This is a genomic window from Pseudomonas sp. GW823-FHT03E05 (assembly GCF_058796855.1).
Window position 1 is genome coordinate 204,035 of sequence record NZ_JBXAJB010000010.1, and the last position, 21,829, is coordinate 225,863.

The following is a 21,829-nucleotide window of genomic DNA, read 5'->3' on the forward strand; positions in this document are numbered from 1 at the left end:
CGGCCCGGCGCGCCGGGCCTGAACTGCCCAACCTGCAAGGAACCCTCATGCGAATTCTCGTGGTCAACGTCAACACCACCGACTCCATCACCCAGGCCATCGCCCACCAGGCACAAAGCGTGGCAGCGCCGGGTACCGAGATCATCGGCCTGACTCCCTACTTCGGCGCCGAATCGGTGGAAGGCAACTTCGAAAGCTACCTGGCGGCCATCGCCGTAATGGACCGGGTGCTGGCCTACGACCAGCCCTATGACGCGGTGATCCAGGCCGGCTACGGCGAGCACGGCCGCGAAGGCTTGCAGGAACTGCTGAACGTGCCAGTGGTGGACATCACCGACGCCGCCGCCAGCACTGCCATGTTCCTTGGCCACGCCTACTCGGTGGTCACCACCCTGGACCGCACCGTGCCGCTGATCGAAGACCGGCTCAAGCTCTCCGGCCTTTATGACCGCTGCGCCTCGGTGCGCGCCAGCGGCCTGGCGGTACTGGAGCTGGAGGAAGACCCGCTGCGCGCCGTGGAAGCCATCGTGCGCCAGGCCGAACGGGCGGTGACCGAGGACAGGGCCGAAGTCATCTGCCTGGGCTGCGGGGGCATGGCCGGCCTGGATGAACAGATTCGCCAGCGCACCGGCGTGCCGGTGGTGGACGGAGTAACGGCAGCAGTGACCATTGCCGAGTCCCTGATGCGTCTGGGGCTATCCACCTCCAAGGTACGCACCTATGCCACGCCCCGGCCCAAGCGAGTGCTGGGCTGGCCCTTGCGGGCGGGGCGCTGAGGCCGGCGGTACATAGAGTCGTCAGGCCGGCTCCTACAAGGCGCTGAAGGCCTGAGCCAGGCCTTGCTCGGCGAACTGCTCAATGACGAAGTCGACGAAGGCCCGCGTCTTGCCCGGGAGCATCTTGTGCTCGGCGTAGTAGATCGAGGTAAAGCCATCGTCCACGTACCAGTCCGGCAACACCCGCTGCAAGGCCTCGGAACGCAGGTAATTGATGGCAAACGGCATGCTCACCAAGGCCAGGCCCAGCCCTTGGGCCGCGGCGATGCAGGCGGCCTCGGAATCGCTCATGGTCATGCTGGCCTTGAGCTCCAGCGGGCACATCAGCCCTCCCCGACCGGTCATCTGCCAGGTGCGGATGCGCCCGGTCTGGGGGGAGCGGATAAGAATCCCCCGGCAATGCCGCAGGTCTTCGGGCCCGTTGATCGGTGCCCGCCCCCGCAGGTAATCGGCGCTTGCCACCAGCACCCGGTGAGCCGGCGACAGCCGCCGGGCGACCACTCCCTGGGGCAATTCGAAACCGCCGCCAATGGCCGCATCGAAACCTTGGCCGATCAGGTCCACCTGGCGGTTGTCGAAATGCCAGTCGGGATGAATATCCGGGTAGCGGCGCAAAAAGGCGCCGAGCATCGGCACTATGTACAGCCCGCCAAACACCGTGCCCATGCTGACCTTGAGCGTCCCCGCCGGGCGCCCCTGGGCATCGGCCAGGGTGCTGACCGCGTTCTGGATGGTCTGCAGGCTGTCGGCGACTTCCGCGAGAAACAGGCGGCCGGCCTCCGTCAGGGTCAAGCGCCGGGTGCTGCGCTGGAACAGGCGCACACCAACCCGGGTTTCCAGCTTGGCCACACTCTTGCCCACCGCCGCCGGGGTCAGGCCGAGCCGCCGCGCCGCCTCGGCAAAACTGCCGACTTCAGCGCTGCGGACAAAACATTCGATACTGCTAAAGGCTTCCATAGAGGCCACTCTAAACTTCTGGTTTACACAGAGTATAGAAATTACCGGCTACACAGAGGCTAATCCGCGGCAGATACTCGCTCCAAGCACAAGGCACCCGGCCTTGAATCTCTGGAGAAGCACATGAGCACATATGACCTCAGCGGCAAAGTAGCCTTGATCCAAGGCGGTTCCCGTGGCATTGGCGCAGCCATTGTCGAGCGCTTGGCGGCAGAAGGCGCCAGCGTCGCCTTTACCTACGTCAGTTCGGCGAGCAAGGCCCAGGCCCTGCAGGACAGCATCATCGCCAAGGGTGGCAAGGCCCTGGCGATCCACGCCGACAGCGCCGACGCCGAGGCCATCCGCCGCGCAGTGAACGACAGCGTCAAGGCCTTTGGCCGACTCGATATCCTGGTCAACAACGCCGGGGTGCTGGCCATTGCGCCATTGGACGAGTTCAAGCTGGAGGACTTCGACCGGACCCTGGCCATCAACGTGCGCAGCGTATTCATCGCCACCCAGGAAGCCGCACGACACATGGGCGAAGGTGGCCGCATCATCAACATCGGCAGCACCAACGCCGACCGCATGCCCTTCGCCGGTGGCGGCCCCTACGCCATGAGCAAGGCCGCACTGGTGGGCCTGACCAAGGGCCTGGCCCGGGACCTTGGCCCGCGGGGCATCACCATCAACAACGTCCAGCCCGGCCCGGTGGACACCGACATGAACCCGGCGGACAGTGACTTCGCCGCGAGCCTGATGGACCTGATGGCTATCCGTCGCTATGGCCATGCCGAGGAAGTCGCCGGTTTCGTCGCCTACCTGGCCAGCGCCGAAGCGGGCTATATCACCGGCGCCAGCCTGACCATCGACGGTGGCTTCGGCGCCTGATACCCCACAAAAAAACGGGCCGCCGGTGACCGGCGGCCCGTTTTTCAGTGCCTTTAAAACAGCGGTTTGCTACCGCTCAGCCATCAGTCCCAGTGTAGGTGGGGCAAGCCGCAGGCAGCCGGCTGAAAGCCTTTGAGGGAACGGATGATTCCGTGGGCATGGGCAAACTTGCTATCGGCCATGGCCGGATCGGGCACTGCGATCACGCTCATGCCAGCGGCCCTGGCCGCGGTCACGCCAAACGGCGAATCCTCGAACACCAGACACTCGGCCGGGGCCACCCCCAGGCGACGGGCAGCCGTGAGGAAGATATCCGGCGCCGGCTTGGCCGCCGTCACTTCCGGATCGTCGGCGGTGACGATGGTGTCGAACAGCGCGAACCAGTCGCCATGGCGGGTGGTTTTCTCGCCGAACGACATCTGCGACGAACTGGTGCCCACGGCAATGGGGATCCGGTGTTCCTTCAAGTGCCGCACCAACTCTTGGGCCCCGGGCATGGCCTGGGCGCGGGGAAAGCGCTCACGCATCAACGGTTCGCGCATCACCAGGAACTCTTCGGCGCTGATGGGCAGGTCCAGGGCCTGGACCACATAGCGCGCCAGGTCGCCGGCTCCCCGGCCGATGATGTTCTGCTTGATGGTCCAATCGTAGGTGCGGCCATAACGCTCGGCGATCAACTGGGTGATTTCGGTGTAGATGCCCTCGGTGTCCAGGAGCAAGCCGTCCATGTCGAAAATGACGGCCTTGATCGGCCCCAAATCATTCAACTGTGCATTCATCGCATCTGATCCGTTAGCAAAAGTACATTCCAGGGAGCGGCTCAGGTACGGCCAGTTCTTCTTGGCAATTCATCAATTAAAGGATTCAGCAGCATAGCGGCGGGCTTGGGTCGGGAGCAACCGAGGGGGCTGGACGGCGGTTGCTGCGGACCTTAGTCGGCTACACCAGGCGGGCTCTTGTCGCCTTCTGGCGCCTCTTGCAGAGGTACGCGTGCATCGTCCTGCAATGAACCGGGGTCTTCATTCCCGGGGTCGTTGATCACCTCCGGCTCGTCGGAAGCGGGCTGTGCCTGGCCTGGCGTCTCGCGGGGCATGATCGTCTCCTTGAACATCGGGACTCAGAGCCTTGAGTATGGCGAAGCCTGGGGCAAGCCACACAAAAAACCCGGCACAGGGCCGGGTTTTCTTCAGGCAAGGCAGAATCAGTGACGCTTCTTGTGACCCATGCTGCTACCCAGGGCGCCACCGGCCGCGCCGCCGATACCGGCACCGACGGTCGAGCCGGTGCTACCGCCCAGGCGATTACCGATCAGCGAGCCACCGGCCGAACCCAGGCCACCACCGATGGCCGCCTTGGCCCGGCTGCCTTTGCGCGCCCCGGCCGCACTGCCTGCCGCACCGGCAACACCCGCGCCGATTGCCGCACCGGTGCTGCCACCGAGCTTCTGCCCGACCACATTGCCCAACGCGCCGCCAAGCCCGCCACCAATGGCCGCAGTGCCATCGCCGGCCATAGCGCCTTGAGCCAGCAGAAGTCCCACAACCAGGGCAGGTAGAGTTAAACGCATGACTTGAACCTCAAAGAAAGACTGTCGGACTGACAAGAAAGCCCAGTGCCACGCTGGCCAATTCGAGCTATCGCGGCCGCACCCGGGTTGCTCCCAGGTGCCTTGGACAGCTGATTTTAAAAGAGTTTTATCCCCGCGCAAAAAAAAGCCCGCTGGGGAACGGGCTAGGGATGCTGCTTTTAACGGATGGTTCGAGCCTACTCAGGCAGATGTGAAGATTATGTGAAAAGAGCCTGTCAGTGGGAGCAACACCAACAGATCTTGAGCTTCACTCATCCCGAGGCATCTTCAGCTCACCTTACCGAAAATGTTCAGACCGGGCCGCTGGCAGGCAACGCCTTGGAGCGTTACCAGTGCAACGCCCCGATCCCCGCCACAGAGGCTCGAACGCAGTTGCACTCAACGAATGCTGCGGATGCTGCCTTTATTGCCTTTGACCGTGACCGAGACTTTCTTGAAGACAAAGTAGTTTTCTTCACTCACTTCATAACGCGGAGCAACGATCAGGTCAGCGCCCGAAGATTTGACTGCCTTGAAAGCCGCGGCGGACTTGACCGCACTAACCGGATCAAAGCCCAGGCCGCCCAGTGCACCACTGCCGTCACCACCGTAAGCCACACCGTCGGCAAACTGGCTATCGCCACCGAACTTCAGGAAACCAAACAGGATGTTGACCGACGACTGACCGGAAATCGCTTCGCCCACTACTACATCCGCCTTCAGGTCAGCCTTGACCTGACTGTCGATTGGCGAAGATGACTGGCTGATGTTGTAGCTGGTGCAACCTGCAGCGGTGGCAACAAGAGCGGACAGTGCGAGGAGTTTGAAAATGGCTTTCACGTTTATTTCCTTATCACGCTACATATAAAAAGCATCATCGCTGGATGCGCAGCCCCGTTTGAGTCGGGATAAGGAACATATCGCTACTTATAACAAATTGAGATAAGAAAATTCCGAAACACACAGAAAACATCTTAATAAATAGCCCAAAAAGCTCCCTGGCGAACAATGGGACCTCGCCAATCTTTCCCCTGAAAAACCTCCAGGCAATAAAAAGCCCCGCATAAAGCGAGGCTGTCTGCACCCTGCGTTACCTTCTCTTCGGCAACACCCTGGGGAAAAACATCTTGTTGCTGGCTACAGGCACCGCCGCCTTTCTCTTGCTGACAACTGTGCCAGAAGATTCAACCTCTGCTTCGAATGCAGCCTGACCGCAACGCACCAAGTTGTTGATTGGGAACTCATCCCCGTTGTCTTCAATATAAGCAAGACTCCTCATACCCAGCTCCCTCCAACAACCGACCAGTACCGGCAAGCTCCTGATTGCCTGGAAAATACTGCTCGTCACGGCAGTTCAGACTAGACAGTCATTTGCCGACCCGCCGTTCAAAACAGACAGGCGCCGACGAGTGGCTGCACGCCATGGGCGACGATGGATCGCTGCACCTCCCGACCGCACGTAACAGCTGAAAATGGGCCGGTTGTCATCGGGTTACTGCAGCTGGCATTAAAGCTTTGAAGACCAGCCTGGAAGCATGTGCTCAAGCTCTACATTACTTCACCTGCCGCCACCATCTGAAAAACCCAGTTTTTTATATCTTTGTCAATAGTGCCGTTGAGCGACTGTGCGGGAAATAACGCGGTGCTAGGCTTTCCTGGCGTCACACCATGCGCGCGCCCGATCTGTTCAGGCTATTGATAAAGGCAGGTCAGGCTCAGGTATAAGCCGCTTGTCAGATGACTGAAAGGATTCGAACATGAAAAAGTCCATAACTGCTCTGGCCGTATCCGCGACGATCGCTTTCACCGCAACTGTCGCGAACGCTTCCGTACATCCAACCCCGATCAAGGCTCCGCAGACCGTCAATCAGGTGACAGCTTCTACTGACACCCCTTTCGGAACCCAAAAAGCAGCGGGCGAAATCCAGATGGCCAGCCTGGCCAGAAGCTGCTCCGATAGCCGATATTCCTGGTGGGAATACAGCGGCTGGGAAATCGTCGGCTGCCTCATAAGCGGCCAGTGGTAACTCTTCAGGCGTAGCTGGTGCGTGGCTTGCCGAATCAGCGCGCACCAGAGCCTGCTACAGGCCGCCCCGGGTCAACCCAACACAACTCCCCCTACCCGCTCCATCGGGCCATTTTTCAGACGCCAAAAACCACAAACCCCCGACTTTCTTTAGGAAAGTCAGGGGTTTGTGTTTGTAGAATGTGGCGGTGAAGGAGAGATTCGAACTCTCGATACAGTTTCCTGTATACACACTTTCCAGGCGTGCTCCTTAAGCCACTCGGACACTTCACCGTATCTCTTCAAACCGATTCAGTCTGTCGAGGCGCGCTAATGTAGTCGATCGCTTTTCAGATGGCAAACTTTTTTTTCAGAATTTTCATGCGCTTAAGCTCGATCCCCGGCCAAGGGCAATGCAGCCCCCATGCAATAAGGCAAACCGGCCATTCTTCAGCCTTGCCCACAACCCTATAGAAGAAACCATGCGTTACCTGCTGTGTGATGCAGGGCCCTTGGCGGCCTCGGGGCTGACTCACCAGTCAGTCATGGCGCTTTACCGCAGCTACCGTGGTGGGTAACTTCTGCAGCACTTCAATACAAGGAATTGCGTCATGAGTGAGTTGATTTCCTACCATCTCGAAGACGGTATCGCGACCCTGACCTTGAGCAATGGCAAGGTCAATGCCATCTCCCCGGACGTGATTGCCGCCTTTAATGCGGCGCTGGATCAGGCTACCGCCGATCGCGCGGTGGTGATCATCACCGGCCAGCCGGGGATTCTCTCTGGCGGCTACGACCTCAAGGTCATGACAGCCGGCCCCAAGGAGGCCGTGGCTCTGGTAACCCTGGGTTCGACCCTGGCCCGCCGCCTGCTTTCCCACCCCTACCCGGTGATCGTCGCTTGCCCGGGGCACGCGGTGGCCAAGGGCGCGTTCCTGCTGCTGTCGGCGGACTATCGCATCGGTGTCGAAGGCCCCTTCAGCATCGGCCTCAATGAAGTGCAGATCGGCATGACCATGCACCACGCGGGTATCGAGCTGGCCCGTGACCGCCTGCGTCGCTCGGCTTTGCATCGCTCGGTAATCAATGGCGAGATGTTCGACCCGCAAAGCGCGGTAGATGCCGGCTTCCTCGACAAGGTGGTAGCGCCCGATGAACTGCAAGGCGCCGCCCTGGCCGCTGCACGCCAGTTGAAGAAGATCAACATGGTGGCGCACAAGAACACCAAGCTGAAGGTGCGCAAGGCACTGCTGGATGCCCTGGACAACGCGATCATCCAGGACCAGGAGCACCTGGGCTGAAACCCGCGGATTTGCTACCTGAACCAGCCCGGCCTTCGCGCCGGGCTTTTTACTGCATGCCTTGCCAACAAGCCGCGACCGCTCTAGATCACCATCGCCAGCCATTGCTGGAAACATGTACTTAAACATCGCCCATCTCCCGGCTGAGAACGGCAATTGCCGAAAACAGTGCACATCCGTACACTGCGCCACCTTTTGTCCCCGGGTGGGCCGTTTAGATGCTGTATCTGCTTCGTATGTCGTTGATGGGCTTGCACTTTATCCTGGCAGGCAGCCTGGGCCTGCTGCTCGGCCTGTGCCGCCCATTCAACCCGGACAACAGCCGACTGTGCGCCCGCCTCTACGCCTGGCCGGCGATGTGCATCCTGCGCTTGCGGGTCAAGGCCGAGGTCGGCCCGCTGATGGACAAACCCCAGGGCTGCGTGATCATCGCCAACCACCAGTCCAACTACGACCTGTTCGTATTCGGCAACGTGGTGCCGCGAAGGACCGTGTGCATCGGCAAGAAGAGCCTGAAATGGGTGCCGCTGTTCGGCCAGCTGTTCTGGCTGGCAGGCAACGTGCTGATCGACCGTGGCAACCCGCACAAGGCCCGGCGCTCGATGCTCACCACCACCCACACCTTGCAGCACAAGGACACCTCGATCTGGGTCTTCCCGGAAGGCACCCGCAACCTCGGGGAAGAGCTGCTGCCCTTCAAGAAAGGTGCATTCCAGATGGCCATCGCCGCAGGCGTGCCCATAGTCCCGGTGTGCGTCAGCAGCTACATCAAGCACATGCGCCTGGATCGCTGGAACAGCGGCAAAATCCTGATCCGCTCGCTGCCGGCCATCCCCACGGCCGGGCTGACCCTGGACGACATGCCCCTGCTGATCGCCCAGTGCCGCGAACAGATGCGCGAATGCATCGCCAGCATGGACCGCCAGCTGCAGGCCGCCTGACCCCGGCGCCACAAAAAGCCCGCCTTGCGCGGGCTTTTATTTGTCCGCGAACTCCCTCGCGGCCAGTGACTCTGATGGAGCATTGCAGGCTAAGCTGCACCTTATCTGTCACCGCCCCCTTGATAAGAAGAAGTGAACCGGAACCATGGGTAGAGTTGTTGCTGCCGCCGTCTACAGCGGCGGAAAAAAAGTCACGGATATCAGCCTCGACGAAGGGGCCGCCTGGGCCGCCAAGCCCGGCCACTTCGTCTGGATCGGCCTGGAGGAACCCAACGCCCATGAGCTGGCCAACCTGCAGCGCCAGTTCAACCTGCATGAGCTGGCCATCGAGGATGCCCTGGAAAAGCACAGCCGGCCGAAGCTGGAAACCTTCGGCGATGCGCTGTTCATCGTCACCTATTCGCCGGTGCGCGATCAGGGCAAGCTGGAGTTCATCGAAACCCACATCTTTGCCGGCAACGGCTACATCATCACCGCGCGCAACGGCCACTCGGCCTCCTATGGCTACGTGCGCCAGCGCTGCGAGGCGCGCCCGCTGCTGCTGGAGCACGGTGAAGACTTCGTGCTCTATGCCCTGCTGGACTTCGTTACCGAGAACTACCAGCCGGTCAGCGAAGCCATCCATGCGGAAATCGACGAGCTGGAGCGCAACGTCCTCTGCGACTCGCTGAACGAACGGGACATCCAGCACCTGCACGGCCTGCGCCGCGACGTGCTGCGCCTGCGCCGGCATGTAGCGCCCATGGTGGAGATCAGCGAAGAGCTGCAGAAGCTCAGTTTTCCCTTTATCGACAAGAACATGCGGCCGTACTTCCGGGATGTGCAGATTCACGTCACCCGGCAGATGGAAGACCTCTCGACCCTGCGCGATATCGCCAGCCAGACCATCGAGATCGGCGTACTGCTGGAGGCTTCACGGCAAAGCATCGTGCAACGCAAGTTCGCCGCCTGGGCCGCGATCCTGGCGTTTCCGACGGCGGTGGCGGGAATCTACGGGATGAACTTCCAGAACATGCCGGAGCTGAGTTGGCACTACGGCTACTTTGGCGTCCTGGGTTTTATCAGCGTGGGTTGTGTCGGCCTCTGGGCCAGCTTCAAGCGTTCCGGCTGGCTCTGAAGGAGCGACGGCCCTGCGTCTTGCGGCAGGGCCATGGCCGGGTTCAGGCAGCCTCGGGCTTGTGAGCGACGAAACGCATCATCCACTCCGCCACAGTGGTGCCGTGATGGTCGTGCTCAAGGCTGGCCACGCCCTTCTGGTAGATCTGCTCGCCGAGAAACTCCTGGCGCAGGTCCAGCAAGGCGCGGGAATAGTCGTGGATGAACTCGGGGTGGCCCTGGAAGCACAGCACCTGATCATTGATATGGTAGGCCGCGAACGGGCAGAAATCGCTGGAGGCGATCACCGTGGCGTTCTCCGGCAAGGCAGTAACCTGGTCCTGATGGCTGATCAGTAGCGTCAGCTCCTCCACCACCGGGCTCATCCACGGCGCCTTGGCCGCCAGCTTGTAGCTGTGGGTACCGACACCCCAGCCCTGGCTCGCGCGCTCGCTCTTGCCCCCCAGTAGCAATGCCAGCAACTGATGGCCGAAGCAGATGCCCAACAGCTTGTCGCCACGCTCGTAGCGCCCCAGCAGGTAGGTCTTGAGGGTCTGGATCCAGGGATCGGTGCCGAACGAATCGGCCTTGCTGCCTGTCACCAGATAGGCGTCGAATTCCAGGTCATCGCTGGGGTACTCCCCCTGGACCACGTTGTAGACGCTGAATTGGGCAGCGATGGGCTGCTGGGAAAACAGGCGCTGGAACATCTGCCCGTAACCCTGATATTGATCGACCAGTTCGGGACGCAGGATATCGGTTTCAAGAATGCAGATGCGTAGCGACATAAAAAATTCCTGACAAGGCGATGGCAATAATGAACAGTCCAGAGCCTGCCTTGAAATACCACGGCAAGGCAAGCCCCGGATCAGCTCATTGAGCGCCTGTCGGCGTCAGAACAACTGGCCCAGGCGAGCCTTTTCCAGAAGCAGCGTCGGCGGCCGGAAACGTTCGCCATATTGCTCGGCCAGGTACTGCGCACGGGCGACGAAATCCTGCACCCCGTACTGATTGATGAACTGCAGGGCGCCCCCGCTCCAGGCGGCAAAGCCGATGCCGAAGATCGAGCCGATGTTGGCGTCCGCCGTGGAGTGCAACACTCCCTCCTCCACACAACGCACGGTCTCGATGGCCTGGACGAACAGCAGGCGATCCCGCACATCCTGGGGCGAGATCTGCCCGTCGGCCTTGTAGAAGCGCGTGCGCAACTGCGGCCACAAATGCTTCTGGGCACCGGCCGGATAATCGTAGAAACCGCCACCGGCCGCCTTGCCCGGGCGCTTGTATTCGTTGAGCAGCAGGTCGATCACGGCAAATGCCGGATGTTCGATGGCCGGCTTGCCCTCGGCCTGCAGGTCCTTGGCGGTCTGCTGGCGGATATGGCTCATCAGGCTCAGGGAAACCTCGTCGGAAATCGCCAGCGGCCCCACCGGCATCCCGGCCTTGCGCGCTTCGGTCTCGATCATCGGCGCCGCGATGCCCTCGCCGAGCATGGCGATGCCTTCGTTGGTGAAAGTGCCGAACACCCGGGAGGTGAAGAAGCCACGGCTGTCATTGACCACGATCGGGGTCTTCTTGATCTGCAAGACAAAGTCGAAGCCGCGGGCCAGGGTTTCATCGCTGGTTTTCGCCCCCTTGATGATTTCCACCAGGGGCATTTTTTCCACCGGGCTGAAGAAATGCAGGCCGATGAACTTGTCCGGGTTCGGCACTGCCGTAGCCAGGCCAGTGATGGGCAGGGTCGAAGTGTTGGAGGCGATCACCGCGTCACCGCCGACCACCTGCTGCGCAGCCCGGGAGACCTTGGCCTTGAGCTCGCGATCCTCGAACACCGCCTCGATGATCAGGTCGCAACCGGCCAGGTCGGCATCCTCGGCGGTGGTGCGGATCCGCGCCAGGGTGGCGTCCCGCTGCTCGCGGCTCAACTGCCCGCGAGCCACCTTTTTCTCCAGCAGCGCCGCCGAGTGGGCCTTGCCCTTCTCGGCCGCTTCGGGGCTGATGTCCTTGAGCACCACCTCGATACCCGCCACCGCACTGACATAGGCAATGCCCGCGCCCATCATGCCGGCGCCAAGCACCCCGAGCTTTTTCGTGACCTGCGGCGGCACGCCCTGTGGCCGTGAGCTGCCGGCATTGATCTGGTTGAGCTGGAACCAGAAGGTGCCGATCATGTTCTTCGCCACCTGGCCTGTGGTCAGCTCGGTGAAGTAACGGGTCTCGATCAGTTGCGCGGTGTCGAAATCCACCTGGGCGCCTTCGACGGCAGCGCAGAGGATCTTTTCCGGCGCGGGGAAGCAACCCTGGGTCTTGGTCCGCAGAATCGATGGGGCGATGGCCAGCATCTGCGCAACTTTCGGGTTCGACGGCGTGCCACCAGGGATCTGGTAGCCGCGCACATCCCAGGGCTGTTGCGCGCCCGGGTTGGCGAGGATCCAGGCCCGAGCCTTGGCCAGCAGGTCGTCGCGGTCCGTCGCCAGGGCATCGATCAGGCCTGCTTGCAACGCCTGCTGCGGGCGCACTTTCTTGCCTTCCAGCAGATAGGGCAGAGCCTTTTCCAGGCCCAGCATGCGCACCATGCGCACTACCCCGCCGCCGCCGGGCAACAGGCCCAGGGTGACTTCCGGCAGGCCGACCTGTACCGATTTATCGTCCAGGGCAACGCGATGATGGCAGGCCAGGCAGATTTCCCAGCCGCCGCCCAGGGCCGCGCCATTGATTGCAGCGACCACCGGCTTGCCCAGGGTTTCCAGGGCTCGCAGCTGGCCCTTGAGGGCCAGCACCATGTCGTAGAAAGCCTTGGCCTCGGGCCTGCCAACCTTGATCAGCTCATTGAGGTCACCGCCGGCGAAGAAGGTCTTTTTCGCCGAGGTGATGATCACCCCGGCAATCGATTCCCGTTCGGCCTGCAAGCGCGCCACGGCACCGGCCATGGCGTCGCGGTACAGGGCATTCATGGTGTTGGCGCTCTGGCCCGGCATATCGATGGTCAGGACGACGATCTGGTCCTGGCCTTTTTCGTAACGGATGGCATCGGTCATGAAAGGGATTCCTTGAAGTCGGGGCTCAGAGGCGTTCGATGATGGTGGCGATACCCATGCCGCCGCCGACACAGAGGGTCGCCAGGCCATAGCGCTGGCGCCGGGTTTCCAGCTCATCGAGCAAGGTGCCGAGGATCGCGCAGCCGGTGGCCCCCAGCGGGTGGCCCATGGCGATGGAGCCGCCGTTGACATTGACCTTGGCCGGGTCGATGGCCATGTCCTTGATGAACTTGAGCACCACCGAGGCGAAGGCTTCATTGACTTCGAACAGGTCGATGTCCTCGACCCGCAGCCCGGCCTTGGCCAGGGCCTTGCGGGTGGCCGGCGCCGGGCCGGTAAGCATGATGGTGGGGTCGGTGCTGGTGACCGCCGTGGCCACGATCCGCGCCTGGGGCTTGAGCCCCAGCTCGCGGCCCTTGGCTTCGGAGCCGATCAGCATCAGCGCCGCGCCGTCGACGATGCCCGAGCTGTTGCCGGGGGTGTGCACATGGTCGATCCGCTCCACATGGCTGTAGACCCGTAGCGCCGTGGCATCGAAGCCCATCTGCCCCATCATCTCGAAACTCGGCTTGAGCTTGCCCAGGCCCTCCAGGGTCGAATCGGCGCGAATGAACTCGTCATGGTCCAGCAGCACGATGCCGTTCTGGTCCTGCACCGGCACCAGGGATTTGGCAAAGGCCCCGCCAGCCCGGGCGCGGGCGGCCTTCTGCTGGGAGTGCAGGGCGAAGCGGTCGACGTCCTCCCGGGAGAAGCCTTCCAGGGTCGCGATCAGGTCGGCGCCAATCCCCTGGGGGGTGAAATGGCTGTGCAGGTTGGTCTCCGGGTCCAGCACCCAGGCCCCGCCGTCGCTGCCCATGGGCACCCGCGACATGGACTCGACGCCGCCAACCACCACCAGTTCCTCGAACCCGGAACGCACCTTCATCGCCCCCAGGTTGACCGCCTCCAACCCGGAAGCGCAGAAGCGATTGATCTGCACCCCGGCCACGCTTACATCCCAATCCGCAGCCTGGACCGCGGTCTTGGCGATATCGGCGCCCTGATCACCGATGGGCGTCACACAGCCCAGGACCACGTCGTCCACCTGGCTGGTGTCCAGTTCGCAGCGCTGCTGCAGGGCGCGCAACAGGCCCGCGGCCAGGTTCACCGGTTTCACGCTGTGCAGGGCGCCATCGGCCTTGCCTTTGCCGCGGGGCGTGCGTAACGCATCGAATATCAAAGCTTGGGTCATGACGTCCTCGAACCGCTGTGCAGGGGAAAATGTCGAGCTCCCACCTTAGGCGCGGCAGCGTCGGATTCAATGACCGATGCGCTCAGCCGCCTTGACGCCGACGCTCAGACGAACGGTAGGCAGCTAAGGGCTCTGCCGATGAAGGGTCGCGAGCTGTCTAGCCAGAGGGCGGCCAAGGCACGCCCGGGCCGATATATAGCCTTTTAATAAATCAGAAATATAAATTCATATGAATTGGATCTAAGCCAGAGGATTCAAGGCCCCTAAGGTAGAAACTGTAGGAAGTTCCAGACGGATTCTGCACTGGGGCAAGTAAGAAAAAGGACACATAGCCGGTTCATAGTGACTCGTAATGGAGTTCACCCACCGGCATGCATTGACGCTCAGGAATAACAACAAAAGGCATTCAGCCATGTTCAAGCATTCGAAAGTACGTCAGGCGGGGCTCATTCTTTTCGCAACCACACTGCTGTTGATCTTGCCGAATCTCACCAAAGTGATCGGCTGATCTGTGGCTGCTCGATCAACGAGACGGAAAATTGTCCCCGGTTCCTACCGGGGCACGGACTTGTGTGCCAGTCTTCCTGAGGAACACCAAGGGGAAGACTCATGCGCCATTGGATTGCACTCGCCACACTCCTGAGCGCCTTTCACGCTCACGCCGGAATCATCGACGTCAACCGCGCGGTGGACGAAATCAATGATGGGGCGTTGATCCTCGATCTGCGCAACGAGAGCGACTTTGCCGCCGGCAATGTGCACAACTCGCTGCAGGTCAATCTCGAACTGGAGGACGGCACCGGCATCAGCGCCGAGGGCCTGGCCTACCAGTTGCGCAAAGTGGTGCTGGACCCCAACGCCACCGTGGTGATCTACAGCGACACCAACCAGCACGCCCTTGAAGCCGAAGACACGCTGGTCAAGCACGGCTATTTCGGTATCGTGAACGGCGGCAACTACGAAGAGCTCCGGGACGCCCTGTTCGACCATGTGTCGCGACCGGACGACGTGCTTCCCGGCGACGAACCCACTGACGACGACCCGACGGCCATCAATTGAAAGTATTCCTCCTTGGCGCTGCCCTGCTGCTGAGCAGCCCGCTGCACGCCGCGCAACTGCTGATCGACCTGGGCTCCGCCAGCCACACCTGGCAGACCGAAGAACTGCTAAGGCACCCCCAGGCCCAGACCATTACCATCAAGGACGATGTGTCCTACAAGCGCGACATGCAGTACCGCGCCGTGCCCATGGCGACCCTGCTCAAGGGCCTGAAGGCCGAAGACCATCTTCAAGCCGTGGCCCTGGACGGCTTTGCCGCGGAGCTCAGCGCCGCGCCGCTGCTTGAACGCCAGGGCGCCCAGGCCTGGCTGGCCGTGGAGGACCCGAGCCGGCCATGGCCTGCGCTGGCTGCCGACAAACCCAGCGCCGGGCCTTTCTATCTGGTGTGGACCGATCCTGCCGCCGGGCATATCAGCCCGGAGCAATGGCCGTTCCAGGTGGCGCGCATCCAGCGCCTGGAGCCAGTGGCGCAGCGCTTCCCCACCCTGCTTCCGGATCCGCAGTTGGCGGCCACTGATCCGATCAACCAGGGCTTTGCCCTGTTCCAGAAAAACTGCCTGGCCTGCCACCGCCTCAACGGTGCCGGCGATTCACAGTTCGGTCCGGACCTGAATATCCCCTACAGCCCCACCGAGTATTTCAGCGGCGATTTCCTCAAGCGCTATATCCGCGATCCGCAAAGCATGAGGCGCTGGCCCCAGGCGAAGATGCCCGGGTTCAACAACAACGTCCTGCCGGATCAGGAGCTGGACCTGCTGCTGGGGTATCTTAGGCACATGGCGGGGCGCAAGCAGGTTCCCTGAGCCTTGCGACATCGCCTTTGCCACCTCTGGCGCCTTCGCCGGCAAGCCGACTCCTAGCGAAAACGCGTGTTACTGCTGGAGCACCCTGGCGTGCATCTGCTCACCGGCGGCGCCCCGGCGCATGCCGCGTACCGGGCAGGCATCCAGGTAGTCCAGGCCCACCGCCAGCTTGAGGTGGCGCTCGGGCCGCGCCAGTTGGTGGGTCACATCGAAGCTGTACCAGGCGCCTTCCAGCCAGGCTTCGGCCCAGGCGTGGCCAAGTAATTGCCCGCTGTCCTCGCGGTACAGATAACCGGAAACAAAACGTGCCGGAACGCCCAGGCTACGGGCACAGGCAAGGAAAGCGTGGGTGTGGTCCTGGCAGACCCCGGCGCGCCCGGCGAAAGCCTGCGCCGCGCTGGTGGCCACGTCCGTTGCCCCAGGCGTGTAGGCCATGAGCTGGTGCAGCCCATGCATCAGGTCGATCAACCCTGTGCGATCACGCCGCCTTGCGCATTGCCGGCCGGCGAACTCGCGCAGTTGAGCATCCGCCTCGGTCAGGCTGGTGAAACGCAGGAACGGCAAGGGCGACTGGCATTCATGCTCGGCCTCGCGCAGCTCATCGATATCCACTTGGCCACGGGCGCCGATGATCACTGCTTCGTGGGGCTCGTCCAGGGTCAGTACGTGCAGGATGTTGCCGAAGGGGTCCCGCTGCGCACGCACCGGTCGTGGCAGATCCAGCTGCCAGCAGAGCACTTGCTGGCGCTCGCTGTCGTGGGGTGTCAGGCGCAGGTACTGGATGCTGGCGCCTACCGGATCGGCGTAGCGATAGGTGGTTTCATGGCTCACGGACAGTCTCATGCCGCCTCCAGATAAGAGCGGTGAATCGCGTTGCCCAACTGGCGCACCAGGGGGATGAAGTCGGTCAGCCAGGCGTGCAGGCCTTCGTCGAGAATCTGATCGATACCGATGTAGCGCAGGCGTGCATCCATCTGCGCCGCCAGACGCTGGGCCGGGCGCCCGTTGTCGCCGGGCAGGCTGGCGAGGATCTGGTCGATCTCCTCGGTACAGGCCCGCAGCGAGCGCGGCACGTCGGCGCGCAACAACAGCAGCTCGGCCACATGCCGGGCACCGGGCGCCTCGCGATAGACCTCGGTGTAGGCCTCGAAGGAAGACAAGGCCCGCAGCAACGCACTCCACTGGTAATAGGCATGGGCGGTGCCGTCGCACACCGCATCGGCCTGGTCGCCGGCCATCTCGTAGCGTGCGTCCAGCAGGCGCAGGGTGTTGTCGGCGCGCTCGATGAAGGTTCCCAGGCGGATAAAGCGAAAGGCGTCGTTGCGCATGATGGTGCCGTAGGAAGCGCCACGAAACAGATGGGAGCGCTCCTTGATCCATTCGCAGAAGCGGTTCATGCCATAGGCACTGAGGCCCTGGCTGGCGATCTGGTGGATGTCCAGCCAGGTGGCATTGACGTTTTCCCACATGTCGGCGGTGATCCGCCCGCGCACGGCATGGGCGCAGGCCCGGGCCGATCCCAGGCAACTGTAGATACTGGCGGGGTTGGCCGGGTCCAGGGCGAAGAACTGCAATAGCTGCTCGGCGTGCAAGGCCTGGTGGCGGGCGTGGTAATCCTCCAGGGTGCCGGTGATCAGCAGTGGCATGGCCAGCTCGTGCAGGCCATCGCCGCGCCCGTCCTGGGGCATCAGCGACAGGGAATAGCTGACATCGAGCATCCGCGCCAGGTTTTCCGCGCGCTCCAGGTAGCGTGACATCCAGTACAGGTCCGACGCGGTTCGACTCAACATGGCAGGCTTCCTTAATCCTCGACCACCCAAGTGTCCTTGGTCCCGCCGCCCTGTGAGGAATTCACCACCAACGAACCTTCACGCAGGGCCACACGGGTAAGACCACCGGGCACCACACGGGTTTCACCACCAGAAAGGACAAAGGGCCGCAGATCGATATGCCGCGGGGCGATGCCGCTTTCGACAAAGGTCGGGCAGGTGGACAGCGCCAGGGTTGGTTGGGCGATGTACGCCTCGGGCCGGGCCTTGATCCGTACGCGGAACTCCTCGATCTGCGCCGCCGTGGCCGCCGGCCCCACCAGCATGCCGTAGCCGCCGGAACCCTGGGTTTCCTTGACCACCAGTTGCGCCAGGTTGGCCAGCACATGGGACAGCTCGGCGGGCCGGCGGCACTGCCAGGTCGGCACGTTCTGCAGAATCGGCTCTTCGTCCAGGTAGAAACGGATCATCTCGATGACATAGGGGTACACCGACTTGTCATCGGCCACCCCGGTGCCGATGGCGTTGGCCAGTACCACAGTGCCCGAGCGGTAGGCTGCCAACAGGCCGGGCACGCCGAGCAGGGAATCGGGGTTGAACGCCAGGGGGTCGAGGAAGGCATCGTCGAGGCGACGGTAGATCACATCCACCGCCTGCGGGCCGGCGGTGGTGCGCATGAACACCCGGTCGTCACGCACGAACAGGTCGGCACCTTCCACCAGCTCCACTCCCATCTCCCGCGCCAGGAACGCATGCTCGAAAAATGCGCTGTTGAAGCGCCCCGGGGTCAGTACCACCACCGTCGGATTGTCCAGGGGGCTGGAGCTTTTCAGGGTATCGAGCAACAGGTTCGGGTAATGGTCGATGGGGGCGATGCGCTGGGCGGCGAACAGCTCGGGAAACAGGCGCATCATCATCTTGCGGTCTTCGAGCATGTAGCTGACGCCGCTGGGGGTGCGCAGGTTGTCCTCGAGCACGCAGTAGCGGCCGCCGCCGTCGCGTACCAGATCAACTCCGCAGACATGGGCATAGACATCACCGTGCAGGTCCAGGCCCTGCATGGCCAGCTGGTACTGCTGATTGGCCAGGACCTGCTCGGCGGGAATGATCCCGGCGCGGATGATTCGTTGCTGGTGGTAGAGATCGGCCAGAAACAGGTTCAGCGCCCGTACCCGCTGGATGCACCCTTGTTCGATGATCCGCCATTCCCGGGCCGGGATGATGCGGGGAATGGTGTCGAAGGGAATCAGCCGCTCGGTGCCCTGCTCATCGCCGTACAGGGTAAAGGTGATGCCGGCACGGTGGAACAGCAGGTCGGCCTCGCGACGGCGGCGGGCCAGGAGTTCGTCGGGGGTATTGGCCAGCCAGCGGGCGAACTCGCGGTAATGCTCGCGAACCTGGCCGTCGGCCCCATGCATTTCATCAACAGCGCTGTGGTTCATGCCGTACTCCCTGTCACCTGCACACCCGGGCTTCGCCAGCCCTGTGCCTTCGGCACAAGCGCCCCAAAATCAGTCCGTTGCAGCCCAAGGCCGATGCCCGCATAACCGATGCATGCGGACCGCCCCTGCCCCGGCCATGGCTGGCATCGGTCTTGGCTATCACCAGCATAGTCAGAGTTGATTTCACTGCCCGCTGGCCGCTGGGGATAATCGCGCCTATCGAGCAAACACTTCGCCAAGCCTGATGAAGTCGCTGCTGCAACCTTGATGACGCCGATGACAACCGGGTCCGGGCTCTCCCGACCGGTTCCCTCTCCTGACCGGTCTTCCCTTTTAGCCACCCTCTCGGGTGGCTTTTTTTTACCTTGTGCGGGCCCCGAAAACACAATTGGCCGGCCCAGGGGCCAGCCAATTGTCTGTCTCGGTATATCTAGCGCAGGCTATACCAGCCGTCCACGGATCTCCTGTTTCACTCCCCAGCCCTCAATGATGCCGCCCAGGGGCTCGACCACCGCCTCGAAGTCCTGTTCAAAATCCCCGATGCCGCCATAGGTGGCGTACATCACCTTGCTCAGTTCCAGGTACCAGGCGCCGTCGTCACGCACGCTGACCTGGGCATTCAAGGATTCACCGCGAAAATGTCCTGCCGCCCTGCGTGCCCGCTCCTCATCCGGAAAAATGGCGTAGAACTCGATGGGATGGAATCGTGAAAAGTCGAAACCGCCTTCTTTCATGCGGCGCAGCACACTGCTGCTGATGTCTTCTTGAACGGCTGTGCTCATGAAACGTCCTCCTCAAACCGATGGATAGACTTTCCGTGTTTCCCGAACCGCCGGCCAAAGGGACCGGCATCACGACCCGGGGCGGGTCGTCAGGAAACAAGCATGGAGCTGACAAGATCAGAGCCTAGCGAAGAATTCGCTGATCTCGTTTGCAGATTAGCGCCTTGCTCTGGACGTCGCCAGAAATTGCTGCGAAGCGCGCTCTACCCTCTCTAGATCGGCGTGATACTGAGAATCTGAATGCTGTTCTGCTCTTTCAGGCTCTTGAGGGTGGGATCCTCGGTGCGCCCGTCCAGATCGTTCAGGTCCAGTTCGGCACTCACTGGCAACAACTTGGCCCGCACCAGTTGTGCGGCGCGTTCCATCGTCGGTTGCTGGTCGCAGTCGAAATGCTCGACGGACTGGACACCATGATCGTCAACGAAAGTGACTTGCCACTTTTGCATCAGTGCCTCCTCGATAGCCCCATGAGTGGGCTGACAACATCTCGACCCTGAGCAACGGGCAATCGTTCCACCGCGCTGCCGGAACACATCAATGACAAGGCCGCCCGAAGGCGGCCCTGGTAATGCTGGCAAAACTCAGCCGATCAAGGCTTTTCGGCGCGAGCCTTGAGTGCCTTCAGGGTGTTGAACGGCGCATCCACCACGAACTTGTTGGCCAGCCAGGACGGCACGCTGCCACCCGGCTCGGTGTGCACCTGGTAAGTCACTTCCACCTGGTCGGCGCCTTTGGGTACGAACTTCCAGTAGCCCTCGACCTGGGCCACCCGCACGAAGCCTTTCTCTTCAGGGATGTAGGTGGGGACGCCCTCCAGTTTGCGGGTCAGGCTGCCGTCGGCCGCTTCGCTGGTAGTGATGTGCAATACCGAATCACGGGCAGTGACTGGCCACGGGGTGTTGAACTGGGTGTAGGTCCAGCTTTGATCGCCCTCGTGCTTGAGCAGTTTCTGGGTCTTGCACTCATGGATCCAGGAGCAGGCGCCCGCCACGTCTTCCTGAAGCGCGCGGAGCTTGGCGATGGAGGTCTTCATGGTGGTCACACCACGGTAGGCCTTGTATTTGGAGCCGGCCACTTCACTCAAGGAGACCTTGATGCCGTCTTCATCCTTGGCGGTTTGCCAGTCTTCGGCGTGGGCCGTTGCCGACAAGAGCACGGTTAAACCACAGAGCACAGCCATTCGTTGCAGCGAACCCATTGTCTTATTCCTTATTGTTGAAGTTCCGTTCATTGAGAACACTCTATGCCGCGGTCACTTGTTCCCACCAGCCAATCAGGCGGATAGCTTCTTCGCGGCTTTCGCCACACACCTCGGGATCCGCCAGGAACGCCCCACACACCGCCGGCCGCTCCGGCAGGCCGAACAGCCCGCACAGGTGTTCGACAGAAAGATGCAGGCAACGTTCTCCCGCCGGCTTGCCCTGGGGCATTCCGGGAATCGGGGTGCTGATGGAAGGGGCGATGCAGCAGGCGCCACAACCTTCACGGCAGTTCATGAGGAAAAGCTCCTTGCGACAAGCAGAGTGTTGAATGACGCCCGCCAAGAGTAACCGCTAAAACAGCCGTTTAAAATTACTCAAAGAACGGATTTGACGCACAACCGTGCGTGACTGATCAGTCTCCGACAAAGTGTCGAGCCAACCCGTCACAGAAGAGGATGAAGAATTTACTGCTTGAACTCGAAATCCAGGGCCGCGCCTTCGATATCCCGACGCTCCTCGTTGCGCAGCTGCAATTGCATTTCATTGCTGAGCAAGCGGCCGTTGAGCTGGAACGGGCTGCTTTCCTTGGGCTTCTCGCCAAACATCTGCGGCAGCAGCGGCTCGCGCTTGGGTAGCGGCACACTGCCCACCGGCTGCAGGTGCTTGACCATTTCCGGCGGCAGGCTCAAGTCCACCTTGGCACTGGGCAACGGCTTCTTGATGTCCTGATAGGCCCATTTGGACTTGGGCTTGGCGGGCGCCTTCTTGGCCGCGGACTTGCTCTTGCTGGCACTGGCCGAAGGCTTGGCCTTGCTGGCCGGAGCCTTCTTGGCAGGGGCCGCCTTAGTGGCATGGGCCGCCCCGGCAGCCGGCTTGTCCTGGGAGGAAGCCGCCTGGACAGGAGCCACGAAGGCGGTTCCCAACAGACAGACACTTAACCAGAGGGCAGGTAGAAAGGCTTTCATGAAAGACAGGTAGATCGACAAAAGGT

The 21,829-nt window shown here is 61.9% G+C and carries 24 protein-coding genes and 1 tRNA gene; 8 read left to right on the forward strand and 17 right to left on the reverse strand.

What is annotated here, in order from left to right; all coding sequences use genetic code 11:
- Positions 1-47 precede the first annotated feature (47 nt).
- A complete protein-coding gene (locus AC1RCO_RS30460; protein ID WP_492618356.1) occupies positions 48-776 on the forward strand; it encodes an aspartate/glutamate racemase family protein in 729 nt (242 codons plus the stop codon).
- A 33-nt stretch (positions 777-809) separates the two neighbouring features.
- Here the strand turns inward: AC1RCO_RS30460 and AC1RCO_RS30465 are convergent, their stop codons facing one another.
- Positions 810-1,733: a LysR family transcriptional regulator gene (locus AC1RCO_RS30465; protein WP_492618357.1), complete on the reverse strand. Its 924-nt coding sequence runs from the start codon at positions 1,731-1,733 to the stop codon at positions 810-812.
- Positions 1,734-1,856: 123 nt separating this feature from the next.
- Between AC1RCO_RS30465 and AC1RCO_RS30470 the strand changes: the two genes are divergently transcribed.
- Complete coding sequence (locus tag AC1RCO_RS30470; protein WP_011060170.1) at positions 1,857-2,603, forward strand: 3-oxoacyl-ACP reductase family protein; 747 nt, start codon at positions 1,857-1,859, stop codon at positions 2,601-2,603.
- Between the two features lie 83 nt (positions 2,604-2,686).
- Here AC1RCO_RS30470 and AC1RCO_RS30475 read toward each other — a convergent pair whose 3' ends face one another.
- The 4 genes from AC1RCO_RS30475 to AC1RCO_RS30490 form a co-directional block, all read right to left on the reverse strand.
- A complete protein-coding gene (locus AC1RCO_RS30475; protein WP_011060169.1) occupies positions 2,687-3,382 on the reverse strand; it encodes an HAD-IA family hydrolase in 696 nt (231 codons plus the stop codon).
- A 152-nt stretch (positions 3,383-3,534) separates the two neighbouring features.
- Entirely contained in the window at positions 3,535-3,696 is a 162-nt protein-coding gene (locus AC1RCO_RS30480; protein ID WP_401403107.1) for a hypothetical protein, read from the reverse strand.
- Between the two features lie 108 nt (positions 3,697-3,804).
- Positions 3,805-4,170, reverse strand: a complete 366-nt coding sequence (locus tag AC1RCO_RS30485; protein ID WP_015634733.1) for a glycine zipper domain-containing protein — start codon at positions 4,168-4,170, stop codon at positions 3,805-3,807.
- 399 nt (positions 4,171-4,569) lie between these two features.
- On the reverse strand, positions 4,570-5,010 hold the full coding sequence (locus AC1RCO_RS30490) for a hypothetical protein (RefSeq protein WP_492618358.1): 441 nt from the start codon (positions 5,008-5,010) through the stop codon (positions 4,570-4,572).
- A 917-nt stretch (positions 5,011-5,927) separates the two neighbouring features.
- Between AC1RCO_RS30490 and AC1RCO_RS30495 the strand changes: the two genes are divergently transcribed.
- Positions 5,928-6,197: a hypothetical protein gene (locus tag AC1RCO_RS30495; protein ID WP_019093267.1), complete on the forward strand. Its 270-nt coding sequence runs from the start codon at positions 5,928-5,930 to the stop codon at positions 6,195-6,197.
- A gap of 182 nt (positions 6,198-6,379) precedes the next feature.
- On the opposite strand, the gene AC1RCO_RS30500 is transcribed toward AC1RCO_RS30495, so the two are convergent.
- Positions 6,380-6,469 (reverse strand) — tRNA-Ser (locus AC1RCO_RS30500).
- Between the two features lie 317 nt (positions 6,470-6,786).
- Between AC1RCO_RS30500 and AC1RCO_RS30505 the strand changes: the two genes are divergently transcribed.
- The 3 genes from AC1RCO_RS30505 to AC1RCO_RS30515 all read left to right on the forward strand — a co-directional run bounded on the left by AC1RCO_RS30505 (position 6,787) and on the right by AC1RCO_RS30515 (position 9,534).
- Complete coding sequence (locus AC1RCO_RS30505; protein WP_011060161.1) at positions 6,787-7,476, forward strand: crotonase/enoyl-CoA hydratase family protein; 690 nt, start codon at positions 6,787-6,789, stop codon at positions 7,474-7,476.
- Positions 7,477-7,694: 218 nt separating this feature from the next.
- Complete coding sequence (locus tag AC1RCO_RS30510) at positions 7,695-8,417, forward strand: lysophospholipid acyltransferase family protein (RefSeq protein WP_011060160.1); 723 nt, start codon at positions 7,695-7,697, stop codon at positions 8,415-8,417.
- Positions 8,418-8,562: 145 nt separating this feature from the next.
- Complete coding sequence (locus AC1RCO_RS30515) at positions 8,563-9,534, forward strand: magnesium and cobalt transport protein CorA (protein ID WP_011060159.1); 972 nt, start codon at positions 8,563-8,565, stop codon at positions 9,532-9,534.
- Positions 9,535-9,577: 43 nt separating this feature from the next.
- Here the strand turns inward: AC1RCO_RS30515 and AC1RCO_RS30520 are convergent, their stop codons facing one another.
- The 3 genes from AC1RCO_RS30520 to AC1RCO_RS30530 form a co-directional block, all read right to left on the reverse strand.
- Positions 9,578-10,300 carry an amidotransferase gene (locus AC1RCO_RS30520; protein ID WP_015634730.1) on the reverse strand — a complete coding sequence of 241 codons (723 nt, stop codon included), beginning with the start codon at positions 10,298-10,300 and terminating at the stop codon, positions 9,578-9,580.
- Between the two features lie 105 nt (positions 10,301-10,405).
- Positions 10,406-12,550, reverse strand: a complete 2,145-nt coding sequence (locus AC1RCO_RS30525) for a 3-hydroxyacyl-CoA dehydrogenase NAD-binding domain-containing protein (protein ID WP_103289738.1) — start codon at positions 12,548-12,550, stop codon at positions 10,406-10,408.
- A gap of 25 nt (positions 12,551-12,575) precedes the next feature.
- Positions 12,576-13,781, reverse strand: a complete 1,206-nt coding sequence (locus tag AC1RCO_RS30530; protein WP_492618359.1) for an acetyl-CoA C-acetyltransferase — start codon at positions 13,779-13,781, stop codon at positions 12,576-12,578.
- A 609-nt stretch (positions 13,782-14,390) separates the two neighbouring features.
- Between AC1RCO_RS30530 and AC1RCO_RS30535 the strand changes: the two genes are divergently transcribed.
- Both AC1RCO_RS30535 and AC1RCO_RS30540 read left to right on the forward strand, forming a co-directional pair.
- Positions 14,391-14,840: a rhodanese-like domain-containing protein gene (locus AC1RCO_RS30535; RefSeq protein WP_011060155.1), complete on the forward strand. Its 450-nt coding sequence runs from the start codon at positions 14,391-14,393 to the stop codon at positions 14,838-14,840.
- Positions 14,837-15,643, forward strand: a complete 807-nt coding sequence (locus AC1RCO_RS30540; protein WP_065363428.1) for a c-type cytochrome — start codon at positions 14,837-14,839, stop codon at positions 15,641-15,643. Before AC1RCO_RS30535 ends, AC1RCO_RS30540 begins: the two co-directional genes overlap by 4 nt.
- A gap of 69 nt (positions 15,644-15,712) precedes the next feature.
- Here the strand turns inward: AC1RCO_RS30540 and AC1RCO_RS30545 are convergent, their stop codons facing one another.
- From AC1RCO_RS30545 to AC1RCO_RS30580, 8 genes are all read right to left on the reverse strand, one after another.
- Positions 15,713-16,486 carry a transglutaminase family protein gene (locus tag AC1RCO_RS30545; protein WP_019093261.1) on the reverse strand — a complete coding sequence of 258 codons (774 nt, stop codon included), beginning with the start codon at positions 16,484-16,486 and terminating at the stop codon, positions 15,713-15,715.
- Positions 16,483-17,433: an alpha-E domain-containing protein gene (locus AC1RCO_RS30550; RefSeq protein ID WP_011060152.1), complete on the reverse strand. Its 951-nt coding sequence runs from the start codon at positions 17,431-17,433 to the stop codon at positions 16,483-16,485. Before AC1RCO_RS30550 ends, AC1RCO_RS30545 begins: the two co-directional genes overlap by 4 nt.
- Positions 17,434-17,444: 11 nt before the next feature.
- The gene (locus AC1RCO_RS30555) at positions 17,445-18,854 is read right to left on the reverse strand and encodes a circularly permuted type 2 ATP-grasp protein (RefSeq protein WP_492618360.1); all 1,410 of its coding nucleotides are present in this window, start codon (positions 18,852-18,854) and stop codon (positions 17,445-17,447) included.
- Positions 18,855-19,294: 440 nt separating this feature from the next.
- The gene (locus tag AC1RCO_RS30560; RefSeq protein WP_011060150.1) at positions 19,295-19,636 is read right to left on the reverse strand and encodes a ribonuclease E inhibitor RraB; all 342 of its coding nucleotides are present in this window, start codon (positions 19,634-19,636) and stop codon (positions 19,295-19,297) included.
- 212 nt (positions 19,637-19,848) lie between these two features.
- Entirely contained in the window at positions 19,849-20,082 is a 234-nt protein-coding gene (locus AC1RCO_RS30565) for a hypothetical protein (protein WP_015634724.1), read from the reverse strand.
- Positions 20,083-20,225: 143 nt separating this feature from the next.
- Entirely contained in the window at positions 20,226-20,834 is a 609-nt protein-coding gene (locus AC1RCO_RS30570) for an START domain-containing protein (protein WP_011060148.1), read from the reverse strand.
- 43 nt (positions 20,835-20,877) lie between these two features.
- The gene (locus AC1RCO_RS30575; RefSeq protein ID WP_011060147.1) at positions 20,878-21,132 is read right to left on the reverse strand and encodes a YkgJ family cysteine cluster protein; all 255 of its coding nucleotides are present in this window, start codon (positions 21,130-21,132) and stop codon (positions 20,878-20,880) included.
- A 170-nt stretch (positions 21,133-21,302) separates the two neighbouring features.
- A complete protein-coding gene (locus AC1RCO_RS30580; RefSeq protein WP_065364693.1) occupies positions 21,303-21,803 on the reverse strand; it encodes a translation initiation factor 2 in 501 nt (166 codons plus the stop codon).
- Positions 21,804-21,829: the final 26 nt, after the last annotated feature.